Origin of the sequence: Thermomonas beijingensis (assembly GCF_020034655.1) — a bacterium.
GTDB classification, from domain to species: domain Bacteria; phylum Pseudomonadota; class Gammaproteobacteria; order Xanthomonadales; family Xanthomonadaceae; genus Thermomonas; species Thermomonas beijingensis.
Genome location: NZ_JAIQDJ010000001.1, coordinates 543,594 through 555,992 on the forward strand (window position 1 = coordinate 543,594; position 12,399 = coordinate 555,992).

The window sequence follows — 12,399 nt, forward strand, 5'->3', positions numbered from 1 at the left end:
TTGGCTTGACGTCAATTCGTATATTCGGAGATCGCCTTATGGCGCGTATTGCAGGCGTCAATTTGCCTGCCCAGAAGCATGTCTGGGTCGGGCTGCAGAGCATTTACGGCATCGGTCGTACTCGTTCCAAGCAGGTATGTGAATCGGCTGGCGTGAAGTCGTCGACCAAGATTCGTGAGTTATCGGAGCCGGAAGTGGAGCGCCTGCGCGCCGAAGTCGGCAAATTCGTGGTCGAAGGTGACCTGCGTCGTGAAGTGGGTATGGCGATCAAGCGTCTGATGGATCTGGGCTGCTATCGCGGCCTGCGTCATCGTCGCGGCCTGCCCCTGCGTGGCCAGCGCACCCGTACCAACGCACGCACCCGCAAGGGTCCGCGCAAGGCCATCAAGAAGTAAGGAATCCAGACTATGGCCAAGCCAGCTGCTGCGAAAACAAAGAAGAAGATCAAGCGCGTCGTCACCGACGGCATTGCCCACGTGCACGCGTCCTTCAACAACACCATCATCACCATCACCGACCGCCAGGGCAATGCACTGAGCTGGGCAACTTCGGGTGGCGCGGGTTTCCGCGGCTCACGCAAGTCCACGCCGTTCGCCGCCCAGGTTGCCGCCGAGAAGGCTGGCAAGGCTGCGTTGGATTACGGCGTCAAGGCGCTGGAAGTCCATATCAAGGGCCCAGGTCCGGGACGTGAATCAGCCGTGCGTTCGTTGAACAATGTCGGCTACAAGATCCTCAACATCATCGACGTGACGCCTATCCCGCACAACGGGTGCCGTCCGCCGAAGAAGCGTCGCGTTTGACGCCCGGGAGCAATAGAAAATGGCTCGTTATATCGGTCCCACCTGTAAGCTCGCCCGTCGCGAAGGCGCCGACCTCTCGCTGAAGTCGCCGGCGCGCGCGCTCGATTCCAAATGCAAGCTGGAGCAAAAGCCCGGCCAGCACGGCGCTACTGCCCGCAAGGGCAAGCTGTCCGACTACGCCACCCAGCTGCGTGAAAAGCAGAAGGTCAAGCGTATCTATGGCTTGCTGGAGCGCCAGTTCCGCAACTACTACAAGAAAGCCGCGACCAAGAAGGGCAATACCGGCGAGAACCTCCTGCAGATGCTGGAAACCCGTCTGGATAACGTCATCTACCGCATGGGTTTTGCCGTCACCCGGCCGGCCGCACGCCAACTGGTCAGCCATCGTGGCGTCACCGTCAATGGCAAGCCAGTCAATCTGCCGTCCTACGCCGTCAAGGCGGGTGACGCGATTGCGCTGTCCGAGAAGGCGCAGAAGCAAATGCGCGTCAAGGAATCGCTGACCGTTGCCGAGCAGATGAACTTGTCGCCGTCTTGGGTCGAAGTGGATTCGGCCAAGTTTGCAGGCGTGTTCAAGGCTGTGCCGGATCGTGCCGATCTGCCCAGCGACATCAACGAAGCGCTGATCGTCGAGCTGTACTCGAAGTAAGCCATTGCCACCGACCAGCGCCGAGCGCGCTGGTCTGCAGGAGACACCACGAATGACGGTTACCGCCACCCAAGTCCTGCGCCCGCGCGGGCCGCAGATCGAGCGCATTACCGACCATCGCGCCAAAGTCGTGATCGAGCCATTAGAGCGCGGTTACGGCCATACGCTGGGCAATGCCCTGCGTCGCGTGCTGCTGTCTTCGATTCCTGGCTTCGCAATTACCGAAGTCGAAATCGACGGCGTGCTGCATGAATACACCACGGTCGAAGGTTTGCAGGAAGATGTGCTTGAAGTGTTGTTGAACCTCAAGGACGTTGCCCTTCGCATGCACAACGGCGACACCGACACCCTCGAGCTGAAGAAGCAGGGTCCGGGTGTTGTCACCGCAGGCGATATCAAGACCACGCACAACGTCGAGGTGCTGAACCCCGATCATGTGATTGCAACCTTGACCAAAGATGTCGCGCTGAACATGCGCCTGACGATCTCGCGTGGTTTTGGCTATCAGCCGGCCGCAGCACGTCGTCGCCCGGATGAAGAGGCCCGCACCATCGGCCGTTTGATGCTGGATGCGTCGTTCTCGCCGGTGCGCCGCGTGGCGTATGCGGTGGAAGCCGCACGCGTTGAGCAGCGTACCGACCTGGACAAGTTGGTGCTGGATATTGAAACCGATGGCACCATTGATGCCGAGGAGGCGGTGCGTACTGCGGCCGATATCCTGACTGATCAGCTGTCGGTGTTCGGTGATTTCACCCATCGCGAACGTGGTGCCAAGCAAGCCGCTACCGCCGGTGTTGATCCTCTGTTGCTGCGCCCGATCGACGACCTTGAATTGACCGTACGTTCGGCCAATTGCCTGAAGGCTGAGAGCATCTACTACATCGGTGATCTGATCCAGAAGACCGAAGTGGAATTGCTCAAGACCCCGAATCTGGGCAAGAAGTCGCTCACCGAGATCAAGGAAGTGCTGGCACAGCGCGGTTTGTCGCTGGGCATGAAGTTGGAAAACTGGCCGCCAGCCGGTGCCGCCGCACACGGCATGCTGGGGTGAGTCGCCGCATTTGCGAACTGCCTTGACGGCAGTTCGCGCGGCGATGAACGCCCGAGCGCTATGCGCGAGGGCCAGGGGGGGCAATCGCGGCGCGAGCCGCCGGGCTCGCTCTGTTTGAGATCTTCTCGAAAGTAGCAACAACGCCGACGAACCCACGTTCGCGGCAGCACCGGCAAGGGATGCCGGTACGGACCAACCGCAGTCCATTTGCTCGCCATAGAGCACAACGCCAGGACGGTGACAGCGATCTTCAATAGTTGCACTCTTTACCTAAGGAAACATTCCCATGCGTCACCAGAAATCCGGTCGTAAATTCAGCCGCACCAGCGCCCATCGTGGCGCGATGTTCCAGAACATGGCGGCTTCGCTGATCAAGAACGAACTCATCCGCACCACTCTGCCGAAGGCCAAGGAATTGCGCCGTGTCGCCGAGCCGCTGATCACCTTGGCCAAGGTCGATGGCGTGGCCAATCGCCGCCTTGCGTTTGCACGTCTGCGCGACAAGGAGGCCGTGGGTACGTTGTTCACCGTGCTCGGCCCGCGTTATGCGCAGCGTCCGGGTGGCTACCTGCGTATCCTCAAGTGCGGCTTCCGCGCGGGTGACAATGCGCCGATGGCCTACGTTGAGTTGGTGGATCGTCCGCAAGCCGCTGAATAAGCGGAAAGCGCTGCAGACCGTCTGAAAGACCCCGGCATTGCCGGGGTTTTTCGTTTTGGGCGGTTTGCCGCATAATTGGAAAGCCCCCCGCAAGGTATATGCATGAATCCGTTCGCTTGGCCGTTCCGTGCGCAATTCCTGTTTGGCTTTGCCTGTTGCGCGGCCCTGCTTGGCTATGCGCTTTTTGTACAATTTCAATTGGGCATTCAGCCCTGCCCATTTTGTATTTTTCAGCGCATTTGTTTTGTGGTGCTGGGTTTGGTATTCCTGCTGGGTGGCCTGCATGCGCCGCGTTCGACCGCTGGCCGCAAAGCGTGGGGAATCACAGCATTGCTGGCTGCATCGGTGGGTGTGGGCTACGCCGGCCGGCATAGCTGGGTGCAGTTGTACCCGCCGCCAATGCCCAGCTGTGGGCCTGGCCTGAACTTTATCGTCGAACAATATTCGTGGTTGGGTGCGGCCAAGCGCGTGCTGCAAGCGACTGGTGATTGCAGCAATATCGATTGGCAATTCCTTGGGCTTTCGATGCCGATGTGGGCGTTATTGTGGTTTGCAGGCTTGGGGCTTGGCGGGCTATATGCCGGTTTCAAGGCGCGTCATGTCTATCTGTTCCGCAAGTAACGGTTGCAGGGCGTGGCTCGAGGCGAGATGATGCGATGCAACACAAACCAGCAGCCCGTCCATGTCCAGTGTTCAAGCCGTCGTAGCGCCCTTCACTCCTTCATCCGTCACTAGCGCGAAAGATTCATGGTCACCCGCTAGCTGGCGGGATCGCCCTGCGCTACAACTGCCCACCTATCCGGATTCGGCTGCGCTGTCGGCTGCACAGGAAGAGCTGCGTTCGCTACCGCCACTGGTGACCTCACGCGAAATCCTTGCGCTTAAACAGCAATTGGCCGAGGCGCAGGAAGGCAAGCGCTTTTTGTTGCAAGGCGGCGATTGCGCGGAAACGTTTGCCGAATGCAATTCTGAAGTGATCACCAACCGGCTCAAGGTGCTGTTGCAGATGAGTTTGGTGTTGGTGCATGGGTTGAAGGTGCCGGTGGTGCGGGTGGGCCGGTTTGCCGGTCAGTACGCCAAGCCGCGTTCGGCCGATAGTGAGACCCGCGACGGCGTTACCTTGCCCAGTTATCGCGGCGATATCGTCAATGGTCCGGACTTCACCGCGCAGGCGCGGGTGCCGGATCCGCGCCGTATGATCAAGGCGCATGCGCGCTCGGCGATGACGATGAACTTCGTGCGTTCGCTGATTGATGGCGGCTTCGCCGACTTGCATCACCCCGAATATTGGGGCTTGGGCTGGGTGGGCCAGTCGCCGCATGCCGCCGAGTACCAAAACATGGTGGCCGGCATCGGTGATGCCGTGCGCTTCATGGAAACACTGGCAGGGCGCAAGATGCAGAGCCTGAGCCGGGTGAATTTTTACACCTCGCACGAAGCGTTGCTGTTGCCTTACGAAGAAGCGCAGACGCGGCGGGTGCCGCGTGCAGATGGCTGGTTCAATCTGTCCACCCATTTCCCGTGGATCGGTATGCGTACCGCCGCGCTGGACGGGGCGCATATCGAATATTTCCGCGGCATCAGCAACCCTGTGGCGGTGAAGGTGGGGCCATCCGTCACCCCCGATCAGTTGCTGCGGGTGATCGATGTCTTGAACCCGCACGATGAACCAGGCCGGCTGGGCCTGATCCACCGCATGGGTGCGGAGCACATCGCCACCAAGCTGCCGACGCTGCTGGATGCGGTGAAGCGCGAGGGGCGCCGGGTGCTATGGATTTGTGATGCGATGCACGGCAATACCGAGTCCACCAGCAATGGCTACAAGACGCGGCGGTTTGAAAATATTCGTGGCGAAATCGAGCAGGCCTTCGATATCCATGAAGCCGCCGGAACGCGGCTGGGCGGTGTGCATCTGGAAATGACCGGTGAAAATGTCACCGAATGCTTGGGCGGCGCGCGCGATTTGACCGAGCTGGATTTGCAGCGTGCATATCGCACCACCGTGGATCCGCGCCTGAACTACGAGCAGGCGCTGGAGATTGCGATGTTGATCGTGAAAAAGCGCGGTGCGATTGCGGCTTGATCCAACCGCCCACGATCAGTTGCGGTCGGGTTGCACAACCGTGGGCAGAAACTGCGGCGGCTTGCGCGCATGCGTGGCTTGTTCGAACGCATACCCCAGTTCGATCAAGCGCGGCTCGCTCCACGCGGTACCCATGAAAACGATACCGACTGGCAGGCCCTGCACTTGGCCCATCGGTACGGTCAGGCTGGGATAGCGTGCGGCGGCGGCGGGGCCGTAACCCGCACCGATGAACTTGTCACCATGGGCCAGGTCGATGGGCCAGGCAGTGGTCATCGCGGGGGCGACCAAAGCATCCAGCTGTTGTGCTTTCAGGGCTGCATCAATGCCTTCTGGACCTGCCAAGCGCCGGGTTTTATCGCGGGCATTGATGTATGCGGTTTCGTTCAGTGCACCTTTGGCCTGCGATTGCTCGAATAACTCTTGCGCAAAATGTGGCATCTCGGTGTTGGCGTGTTGCTGGTTGTAGGCAATCAGTTCAGCAAGCGAGTGGATAGGTGTGGCGTTGCGCGCCAAATAGGTGTTGAGCCCAGGTTTGAACTCGTATTTCAACACCTCAGATTCGGCATCATCCCATTGCCCAAGTGTCGGAATCTGTGCATCCACCACAGTCGCACCTGCGGCTTTGAGAGCGGCAATTGCCTGCTCCATCACCGCATCGGTGGCGGGCTCAAAGCCCATCAGTTTACGCACGACACCAATGCGTGCACCCTTCAGGGCTTCCGCGTTCAAATGGCTGATGTAATCAATTGGAGCCCGCGTGGGGCGCTCATTGGAGGCCGCATCGCTGGTGTCGGGCCCATCGAGTGCCGTCAATAGTGCCGCAGCATCCGCCACGCTACGTGTCATCGGGCCGGCGGTGTCTTGCGAGAAGGAAATCGGGATGATGCCGTCACGGCTTATCAACCCCACCGTGGGTTTGATGCCCACCAGACCGGCCACTGCGGCAGGGCAAATGATGCTGCCGTCGGTTTCCGTGCCAATACCCACCGTGGCCAAATTGGCGGCAATCGCACTGCCGGTGCCGGCACTGGAGCCGCAAGGGCTACGATCGAGTACGTAAGGGTTTTTGGTTTGCCCGCCGCGCCCGCTCCAGCCGGAACTGGAATGGGTGGAGCGGAAATTGGCCCATTCCGACAGGTTGGTTTTGCCAAGAATCACCGCGCCTGCCGCACGCAATTTGCGCACCAAATAGGCATCGTTTTTGGGGTGATGATTGGCCAGTGCCAGCGAGCCCGCGGAATTGACCATCGGGAAGGCGTCGATATTGTCTTTCAGCAATACCGGAATGCCATGCAGCGGGCCGCGCACTTTGCCTGCTTTGCGCTCGCCATCCAAGCGGTCGGCCTCTTTCAAGGCATCGGGGTTGCGTTCGATTACGGCATTGAGGTGGGGGCCTGCAGAATCAATTGCCGCGATGCGATCCAGATAGGCTTGCACCAGCGCATGGCTGGTCAATGTACCTGCACTCATCTTGCGTTGCAGGTCGAGTACGGTGGCCTCTTCGAGTGCCGATGCGGGCAGCGTGCTGGCTGCAGTTGTCATGTTCGAAGTTGCCGGGGATCGGGTATCCGGCTGACAGGCACTTAATAGCACGGTAACAGCAAGGGCAAGTGGTAGGTAACGCATCGAGCAACTCCCAAAGGCGATGGGCAAGTCTGCCCCGGCTCGCGTGTGGTGTGCAAATGCAGGGCGATGCGGGATGCGTCAGCGGCGACGCTTGAGCAAGTCGCGCGCCAGTACCCACAGCACCGCCACATTGATCGCCACCACCACCAGCGAGAGCCAGCCGGGATGTTTGAACAGTGCAAACACATCAAACGGAAGGTAGAGCGAAACCGTCACGCAGCCCAGCCATGAAGCCCACGCTTTCGCCCGCCACAGGCCCCAGCCTTCAAGCAAGTGCATGATCCCGTACAGCGCGGCGATCAGCGCTGCCAGATGGATCCCGCCGGGGTTGATGGCACCGATCAGCCAGGCGATGACGCCGTGATGTGGATCAAGTTGGAAGCGGACAATCAGTTCGTGCACCCAGCGTTGCAGTGGGGCCGGGCCGATCAATTCCAAGCCACTGGCGGCCAGCAGTGCCAGTGCGCCCTTCACGGCCTCGACCAGCGCGATGATGTGCAACCCCGGATGCGCGTGCGGATCCGGGTTGTAGTGATGCGGTTGACTCATGCCGGGCTCATGCCTGCGCACGCGGATATGGTGCGCAGACAATGGGGGCAGGTCGGCGCCAGATCAAGCCGACCAACACGCCACCGGGCACACACGGGCTCACGCAGAGCGGCTGGCGCGCTTGCGGTCGTTCTCGGTCAGGTGCTTCTTGCGCAGACGGATTTCCTTGGGGGTGATTTCCACCAACTCATCGTCGTCGATGAAGTCCAGTGCCTGTTCCAAGGTGAACTTGGTGGCAGGAGTCAGCTGGATGGCATCGTCCTTGCCGGAGGCGCGCATATTGGTCAGCGGCTTGGTCTTGATTGCATTGACGGTCAAGTCATTGTCCTTGCTGTGGATGCCGACCAACTGGCCTTCATACACCTGATCGCCTTCGGCAGCGAACAACTTGCCGCGCTCTTGCAGCGGGCCCAGCGAATAGGCCGGGGTAGCACCCGGTGCATTGGCGATCATCACCCCGTTCAGGCGCTTGGCAATCGGGCCGGTTTCCTTCGGGCCGTAGTGGTCAAACACATGGAACAGCAGGCCGGAACCTTGGGTCAGGGTCTTGAATTCGTTCTGGAAGCCGATCAGGCCGCGCGCCGGGATTTCATAGTCGAGGCGCACGCGACCCTTGCCGTCGGGCTCCATGTTCTTCAATTGGGCCTTGCGGGTACCCAGCTTTTCCATCACGCCGCCCTGATGCACTTCTTCCACGTCCACCACCAATTGCTCGATGGGTTCCATCAGTTGGCCATCGATTTCCTTGATGATGACTTCCGGACGCGATACCGCCAACTCGAAGCCTTCGCGGCGCATGTTTTCGATCAGCACCGACAGGTGCAATTCGCCGCGGCCGCTGACCAGGAACTTGTCGGCATCTTCCAATTGCTCGACCTTAAGCGCCACGTTGTGCACGGTCTCGCGCTCCAGCCGGTCTTTCAGCTGGCGGCTGGTCAGGAACTTGCCACCCGACAGGTCTTTGCTGCCAGCGAACGGCGAGTTATTGACCTGGAAGGTCATCGAGATGGTGGGTTCGTCCACGGTCAGCGCGGGCAGCGCTTCCGGTGCATCAATGGCGCACACGGTGTCGGAAATGGTCAGCTCGGAAATGCCGGAAATGGCCACGATATCGCCAGCTTCCGCGCTGTCTTGTTCGATGCGCTCCAAGCCCATGAAGCCCAGCACTTGCAGCACCTTGCCTTGGCGCTTCTTGCCTTCACGGTCGATCACCGTCACCGGCATGTTCTTCTTCAAGGTGCCGCGCTGGATGCGGCCGATGCCAATCACGCCCACGAAATTGTTGTAGTCCAGCTGCGAAATGCGCATCTGGAACGGGCCATCGGCCGCCACATCCGGTGCCGGAACATGCTGCATGATGGCCTCGTACAGCGGGGTCATGTCGCCTTCGCGCGCCGCATCGTCCAAGCTGGCATAGCCGTGCAGGGCCGAGGCGTACACGATCGGGAAGTCCAATTGCTCATTGGTGGCGCCGAGCTTGTCGAACAAGTCAAACACCTGATCAATCACCCAATCCGGGCGTGCGCCGGGGCGGTCGATTTTGTTGACCACCACAATCGGCTTGAAGCCCATCGCAAAGGCTTTCTGGGTCACGAAGCGGGTTTGCGGCATCGGGCCGTCCATCGCATCGACCAGAATCAGCACCGAATCCACCATCGACAGCACGCGCTCGACTTCGCCGCCGAAGTCGGCGTGGCCGGGGGTATCGACGATGTTGATGCGGTTGCCCTGCCAGGTGATCGCGGTGTTCTTGGCCAGAATGGTGATGCCGCGTTCCTTTTCCTGGTCGTTGCTGTCCATCACACGCTCGGCCAGCACCGTGCGTTCGTTCAGGGTGCCGGACTGCTTCAGCAGGCAGTCGACGAGGGTGGTCTTGCCATGGTCAACGTGGGCGACGATGGCGATATTGCGGAGGCGTTCGACGGACATTTGCTTTGGGGCTCGTTGAAGCCGCACCGCTACCAAATGGGCAGGCAGGGCGCGGGTTGAAATGAGGGGAGCCGGCTATTATATCGGGTTCACGCGCCCATCCGGGCATCTGGAGATGAACAAAATGAGTCTGATCGCCAATTTCGACACCGACCGCGGCACCATCAAGGTCGAGCTGGCCGCCGACAAGGCCCCGCTGACGGTGGCCAATTTCGTCAATTTGGCCCAGCGCGGCTTCTATGACGGACTGAATTTCCACCGTGTCATCAATGATTTCATGGTGCAGGGCGGCTGCCCGGAAGGCAGTGGCCGTGGCGGCCCCGGCTACCGTTTCGAGGATGAAACCAGCAACGGGCTGGGCCATGAGCGCGGTGTGTTGTCGATGGCCAATGCCGGCCCCAGCACCAACGGCAGTCAGTTCTTCATCACCCACGTGCCCTGCGGCTGGCTGGACGGCAAGCACACCGTGTTTGGCAAGGTGACCGAGGGCATGGACGTGGTGGATGCGGTCAAGCAAGGCGACAAGATCAAGTCGATCAAGATCGAAGGCAATGCCGAAGCCGCGTTGGCCGCCAAGGCCGACCGCGTGGCGGAGTGGAACAAGATTCTGGCCGCTTGATCCGGCCCATCATCACCCACTGATGGGGGACGTTTGCCTCCATCGTGGGTGAGATTGGTTTGCGGAATTGGCTTGCGCGGCGGCAAGGCTGTTGCAGGACAGCATGCTAGAATTGGAAGGCTTTATCTAAAGTCCCGGCCGCAGATAAGCGGCCCCTCAACGAGGTCCCCCACGATGCCTCAGCTCGCCCGGCGTGTTGGTCGCGCCAAGCCCAGCGTCATCATGCAAGTTGCCGAAAAAGCCAAGCGCCTGAAGGCCGAAGGCCGCGACATCATCAGTTTCTCCATTGGCGTTCCCAACTTCCTGCCCGGTGAGCATGTGTATGCCGCTGCGCGCGAAGCACTGGCCAAAGACAGCGGTCAGTACGGTAGCAACCGCGGCACCGATGCACTGCTGGATGCGTTTATCGCACATATGGAAGCGTTGGGCCTGAGCGGCTATGGCCGTGCCAATTGCTCCACCGGTATTGGCGCCAAGCACGTGATCTACAACCTGGCCGAGGCGCTGTTGGACGAAGGCGACACCATCGTCTTCCCCACGCCGTACTGGACCAGTTACATGGACATCGCGGAAATCGTGAATGCCAAGGTCGATTTGCTGGCTTGCCCGGCTTCGCAGGATTACAAAGTGACGCCAGCACAATTGGACACGGCCTTGGCAAAGAAGCCGAAGGTTTTTCTGTTCAATAACCCGTCCAACCCCACCGGCATGGTCTATACCCGCGATGAAATCGTGGCATTGGCCGATGTGCTGGTGAAGTACCCGGACACCTGGATCATCACCGACGATATCTACAACAGGATGTTGTTTGACGGCTTGGAGTACGCGAACTTCATGCAGGTCCACCCGCAACTGCGCGAGCGCACCATCTTTATCGACTCGCTGTCCAAGACCTACGGCATGCCGGGTTGGCGGGTCGGCTTCATGGCGGGGCCGGAATCGGTGGCCAAGGCGATTACCACGCTCAATTCCAACCACATCACCAATCTTCCGGAAATCGTCACCGCTGCTGCAATTGCCGCGCTGACGGGTCCGCAGGATGTGCCCACCGAAAAGTGCGCGGAGTTCCAAGCCAAGCGCGATCAGGTGATGGCGGTGATGAATGCCATTCCCGGCGTGGTTTGCCCGCGGCCACAGGGTGCGTTCTATGTGTTCCCGGATATCAGCTGCGCATTTGGCAAAACGCATGGCGGCGTCAAGATTGGCAACGATGTGGACTTCTGCAATGTGCTGCTGGATGCCAAGGGCGTGGCCTGCGTGCCGGGTTCGGCATTCGGTGAGCCCAATGCACTGCGCATCAGCTACACCTGCCCCACGCCGCAACTGGTGCCCGGCTTGACCCGCATCCAGGAATTCTTTGCCGAATTGGTTTGATCCTTGCTGCACACACCGATGCGGCGCTTGCGCCGCATCGCCATTTTGAGGAGTTGAATGATGAAAGCCCCCGTACGAGTTGCAGTCACCGGCGCCGCCGGCCAGATTGGTTATGCCCTGTTGTTCCGGATCGCTTCCGGCGAAATGCTGGGCAAGGACCAGCCGGTCATCCTGCAGATGCTGGAGCTGCCGCTGGACAAGGCCCAGGCCGCCCTGCGTGGCGTGATGATGGAGCTGGAGGACTGCGCGTTCCCGCTGCTGGCCGGGATGGTCGGCACCGATGACCCGGAAGTCGCGTTCAAGGACGCCGACTACGCCCTGCTGGTCGGCGCGCGTCCGCGCGGCCCGGGCATGGAGCGCAAGGACCTGCTGCTGGAGAACGCCAAGATCTTCACCGCGCAGGGCGCGGCGCTGAACAAGGTCGCCAGCCGCAACGTCAAGGTGCTGGTGGTCGGCAACCCGGCCAATACCAATGCCTACATCGCGATGAAGTCCGCGCCGGACCTGCCGGCGAAGAACTTCACCGCGATGCTGCGCCTGGACCACAACCGCGCGCTGTCGCAGCTGGCCAACAAGGCCGGCGTGGCCGTGGCGGACATCGAGAAGCTGGTGGTGTGGGGCAACCACAGCCCGACCATGTACCCGGACTACCGCTTCGCCACCATCAATGGCGAATCGCTGAAGGACAGGATCAACGACGCCGACTGGAACGCCAACACCTTCATCCCGACCGTCGGCAAGCGCGGCGCCGCCATCATCGAGGCGCGCGGCCTGTCGTCGGCGGCCTCGGCGGCCAACGCGGCCATCGACCATATGCACGACTGGGCACTGGGCACCGATGGCAAGTGGGTGACCATGGGCGTGCCGTCCGACGGCAGCTACGGCATCCCGGAGGGCGTGATGTACGGCGTGCCGGTGACCTGCGCCAACGGCGAATACACCCGCGTGGAAGGCCTACCGGTGGATGACTTCAGCCGTGCGGCAATGGACAAGACCTTGGCTGAGTTGGAAGAGGAGCGCGCCGGCGTGGCGCATTTGCTGTAAGTACACGCCGCCGT

At 60.7% G+C, this 12,399-nt stretch carries 13 protein-coding genes; 10 read left to right on the top strand and 3 right to left on the bottom strand.

What is annotated here, in order from left to right:
• Window positions 1-38 precede the first annotated feature (38 nt).
• From rpsM to K7B09_RS02545, 7 genes are all read left to right on the top strand, one after another.
• Window positions 39-395 carry a 30S ribosomal protein S13 gene (gene rpsM / locus K7B09_RS02515; protein WP_223626414.1) on the top strand — a complete coding sequence of 119 codons (357 nt, stop codon included), beginning with the start codon at window positions 39-41 and terminating at the stop codon, window positions 393-395.
• 12 nt (window positions 396-407) lie between these two features.
• Complete coding sequence (gene rpsK, locus K7B09_RS02520) at window positions 408-800, top strand: 30S ribosomal protein S11 (protein ID WP_223626417.1); 393 nt, start codon at window positions 408-410, stop codon at window positions 798-800.
• 19 nt (window positions 801-819) lie between these two features.
• Entirely contained in the window at window positions 820-1,449 is a 630-nt protein-coding gene (gene rpsD, locus K7B09_RS02525; RefSeq protein WP_223626419.1) for a 30S ribosomal protein S4, read from the top strand.
• Window positions 1,450-1,501: 52 nt separating this feature from the next.
• Window positions 1,502-2,500, top strand: a complete 999-nt coding sequence (locus K7B09_RS02530) for a DNA-directed RNA polymerase subunit alpha (RefSeq protein ID WP_223626421.1) — start codon at window positions 1,502-1,504, stop codon at window positions 2,498-2,500.
• Between the two features lie 286 nt (window positions 2,501-2,786).
• Window positions 2,787-3,158 (top strand): 50S ribosomal protein L17, encoded by a 372-nt coding sequence (rplQ, locus tag K7B09_RS02535; RefSeq protein WP_223626423.1) that lies wholly within the window; start codon window positions 2,787-2,789, stop codon window positions 3,156-3,158.
• Window positions 3,159-3,260: 102 nt separating this feature from the next.
• Complete coding sequence (locus tag K7B09_RS02540) at window positions 3,261-3,779, top strand: disulfide bond formation protein B (RefSeq protein ID WP_223626425.1); 519 nt, start codon at window positions 3,261-3,263, stop codon at window positions 3,777-3,779.
• 61 nt (window positions 3,780-3,840) lie between these two features.
• Window positions 3,841-5,241, top strand: coding sequence for a class II 3-deoxy-7-phosphoheptulonate synthase (locus K7B09_RS02545; RefSeq protein WP_223626427.1), 1,401 nt, complete (start codon window positions 3,841-3,843; stop codon window positions 5,239-5,241).
• Window positions 5,242-5,256: 15 nt separating this feature from the next.
• Here the strand turns inward: K7B09_RS02545 and K7B09_RS02550 are convergent, their stop codons facing one another.
• The 3 genes from K7B09_RS02550 to typA all read right to left on the bottom strand — a co-directional run bounded on the left by K7B09_RS02550 (window position 5,257) and on the right by typA (window position 9,348).
• On the bottom strand, window positions 5,257-6,870 hold the full coding sequence (locus K7B09_RS02550) for an amidase (protein WP_263296589.1): 1,614 nt from the start codon (window positions 6,868-6,870) through the stop codon (window positions 5,257-5,259).
• A gap of 78 nt (window positions 6,871-6,948) precedes the next feature.
• Window positions 6,949-7,419 (bottom strand): DUF2127 domain-containing protein, encoded by a 471-nt coding sequence (locus K7B09_RS02555; RefSeq protein ID WP_223626431.1) that lies wholly within the window; start codon window positions 7,417-7,419, stop codon window positions 6,949-6,951.
• Window positions 7,420-7,518: 99 nt separating this feature from the next.
• Window positions 7,519-9,348 (bottom strand): translational GTPase TypA, encoded by a 1,830-nt coding sequence (gene typA, locus K7B09_RS02560; protein WP_223626434.1) that lies wholly within the window; start codon window positions 9,346-9,348, stop codon window positions 7,519-7,521.
• A gap of 124 nt (window positions 9,349-9,472) precedes the next feature.
• Between typA and K7B09_RS02565 the strand changes: the two genes are divergently transcribed.
• From K7B09_RS02565 to K7B09_RS02575, 3 genes are all read left to right on the top strand, one after another.
• Window positions 9,473-9,967, top strand: a complete 495-nt coding sequence (locus K7B09_RS02565) for a peptidylprolyl isomerase (protein WP_223626436.1) — start codon at window positions 9,473-9,475, stop codon at window positions 9,965-9,967.
• A 174-nt stretch (window positions 9,968-10,141) separates the two neighbouring features.
• Window positions 10,142-11,341 (top strand): pyridoxal phosphate-dependent aminotransferase, encoded by a 1,200-nt coding sequence (locus K7B09_RS02570; RefSeq protein WP_223626439.1) that lies wholly within the window; start codon window positions 10,142-10,144, stop codon window positions 11,339-11,341.
• Between the two features lie 60 nt (window positions 11,342-11,401).
• Window positions 11,402-12,385, top strand: coding sequence for a malate dehydrogenase (locus tag K7B09_RS02575; RefSeq protein WP_223626442.1), 984 nt, complete (start codon window positions 11,402-11,404; stop codon window positions 12,383-12,385).
• Window positions 12,386-12,399 lie beyond the last annotated feature (14 nt).

What these genes read in the sequence shown, in the direction of transcription:
- rpsM (WP_223626414.1), top strand. Translation starts at nt 39, where the DNA reads ATGGCGCGTATTGCAGGCGTCAATTTGCCTGCCCAGAAGCATGTCTGG.
- rpsK (WP_223626417.1), top strand. Translation starts at nt 408, where the DNA reads ATGGCCAAGCCAGCTGCTGCGAAAACAAAGAAGAAGATCAAGCGCGTC.
- rpsD (WP_223626419.1), top strand. Translation starts at nt 820, where the DNA reads ATGGCTCGTTATATCGGTCCCACCTGTAAGCTCGCCCGTCGCGAAGGC.
- K7B09_RS02530 (WP_223626421.1), top strand. Translation starts at nt 1,502, where the DNA reads ATGACGGTTACCGCCACCCAAGTCCTGCGCCCGCGCGGGCCGCAGATC.
- rplQ (WP_223626423.1), top strand. Translation starts at nt 2,787, where the DNA reads ATGCGTCACCAGAAATCCGGTCGTAAATTCAGCCGCACCAGCGCCCAT.
- K7B09_RS02540 (WP_223626425.1), top strand. Translation starts at nt 3,261, where the DNA reads ATGAATCCGTTCGCTTGGCCGTTCCGTGCGCAATTCCTGTTTGGCTTT.
- K7B09_RS02545 (WP_223626427.1), top strand. Translation starts at nt 3,841, where the DNA reads ATGTCCAGTGTTCAAGCCGTCGTAGCGCCCTTCACTCCTTCATCCGTC.
- K7B09_RS02550 (WP_263296589.1), bottom strand. Translation starts at nt 6,870, where the DNA reads ATGCGTTACCTACCACTTGCCCTTGCTGTTACCGTGCTATTAAGTGCC.
- K7B09_RS02555 (WP_223626431.1), bottom strand. Translation starts at nt 7,419, where the DNA reads ATGAGTCAACCGCATCACTACAACCCGGATCCGCACGCGCATCCGGGG.
- typA (WP_223626434.1), bottom strand. Translation starts at nt 9,348, where the DNA reads ATGTCCGTCGAACGCCTCCGCAATATCGCCATCGTCGCCCACGTTGAC.
- K7B09_RS02565 (WP_223626436.1), top strand. Translation starts at nt 9,473, where the DNA reads ATGAGTCTGATCGCCAATTTCGACACCGACCGCGGCACCATCAAGGTC.
- K7B09_RS02570 (WP_223626439.1), top strand. Translation starts at nt 10,142, where the DNA reads ATGCCTCAGCTCGCCCGGCGTGTTGGTCGCGCCAAGCCCAGCGTCATC.
- K7B09_RS02575 (WP_223626442.1), top strand. Translation starts at nt 11,402, where the DNA reads ATGAAAGCCCCCGTACGAGTTGCAGTCACCGGCGCCGCCGGCCAGATT.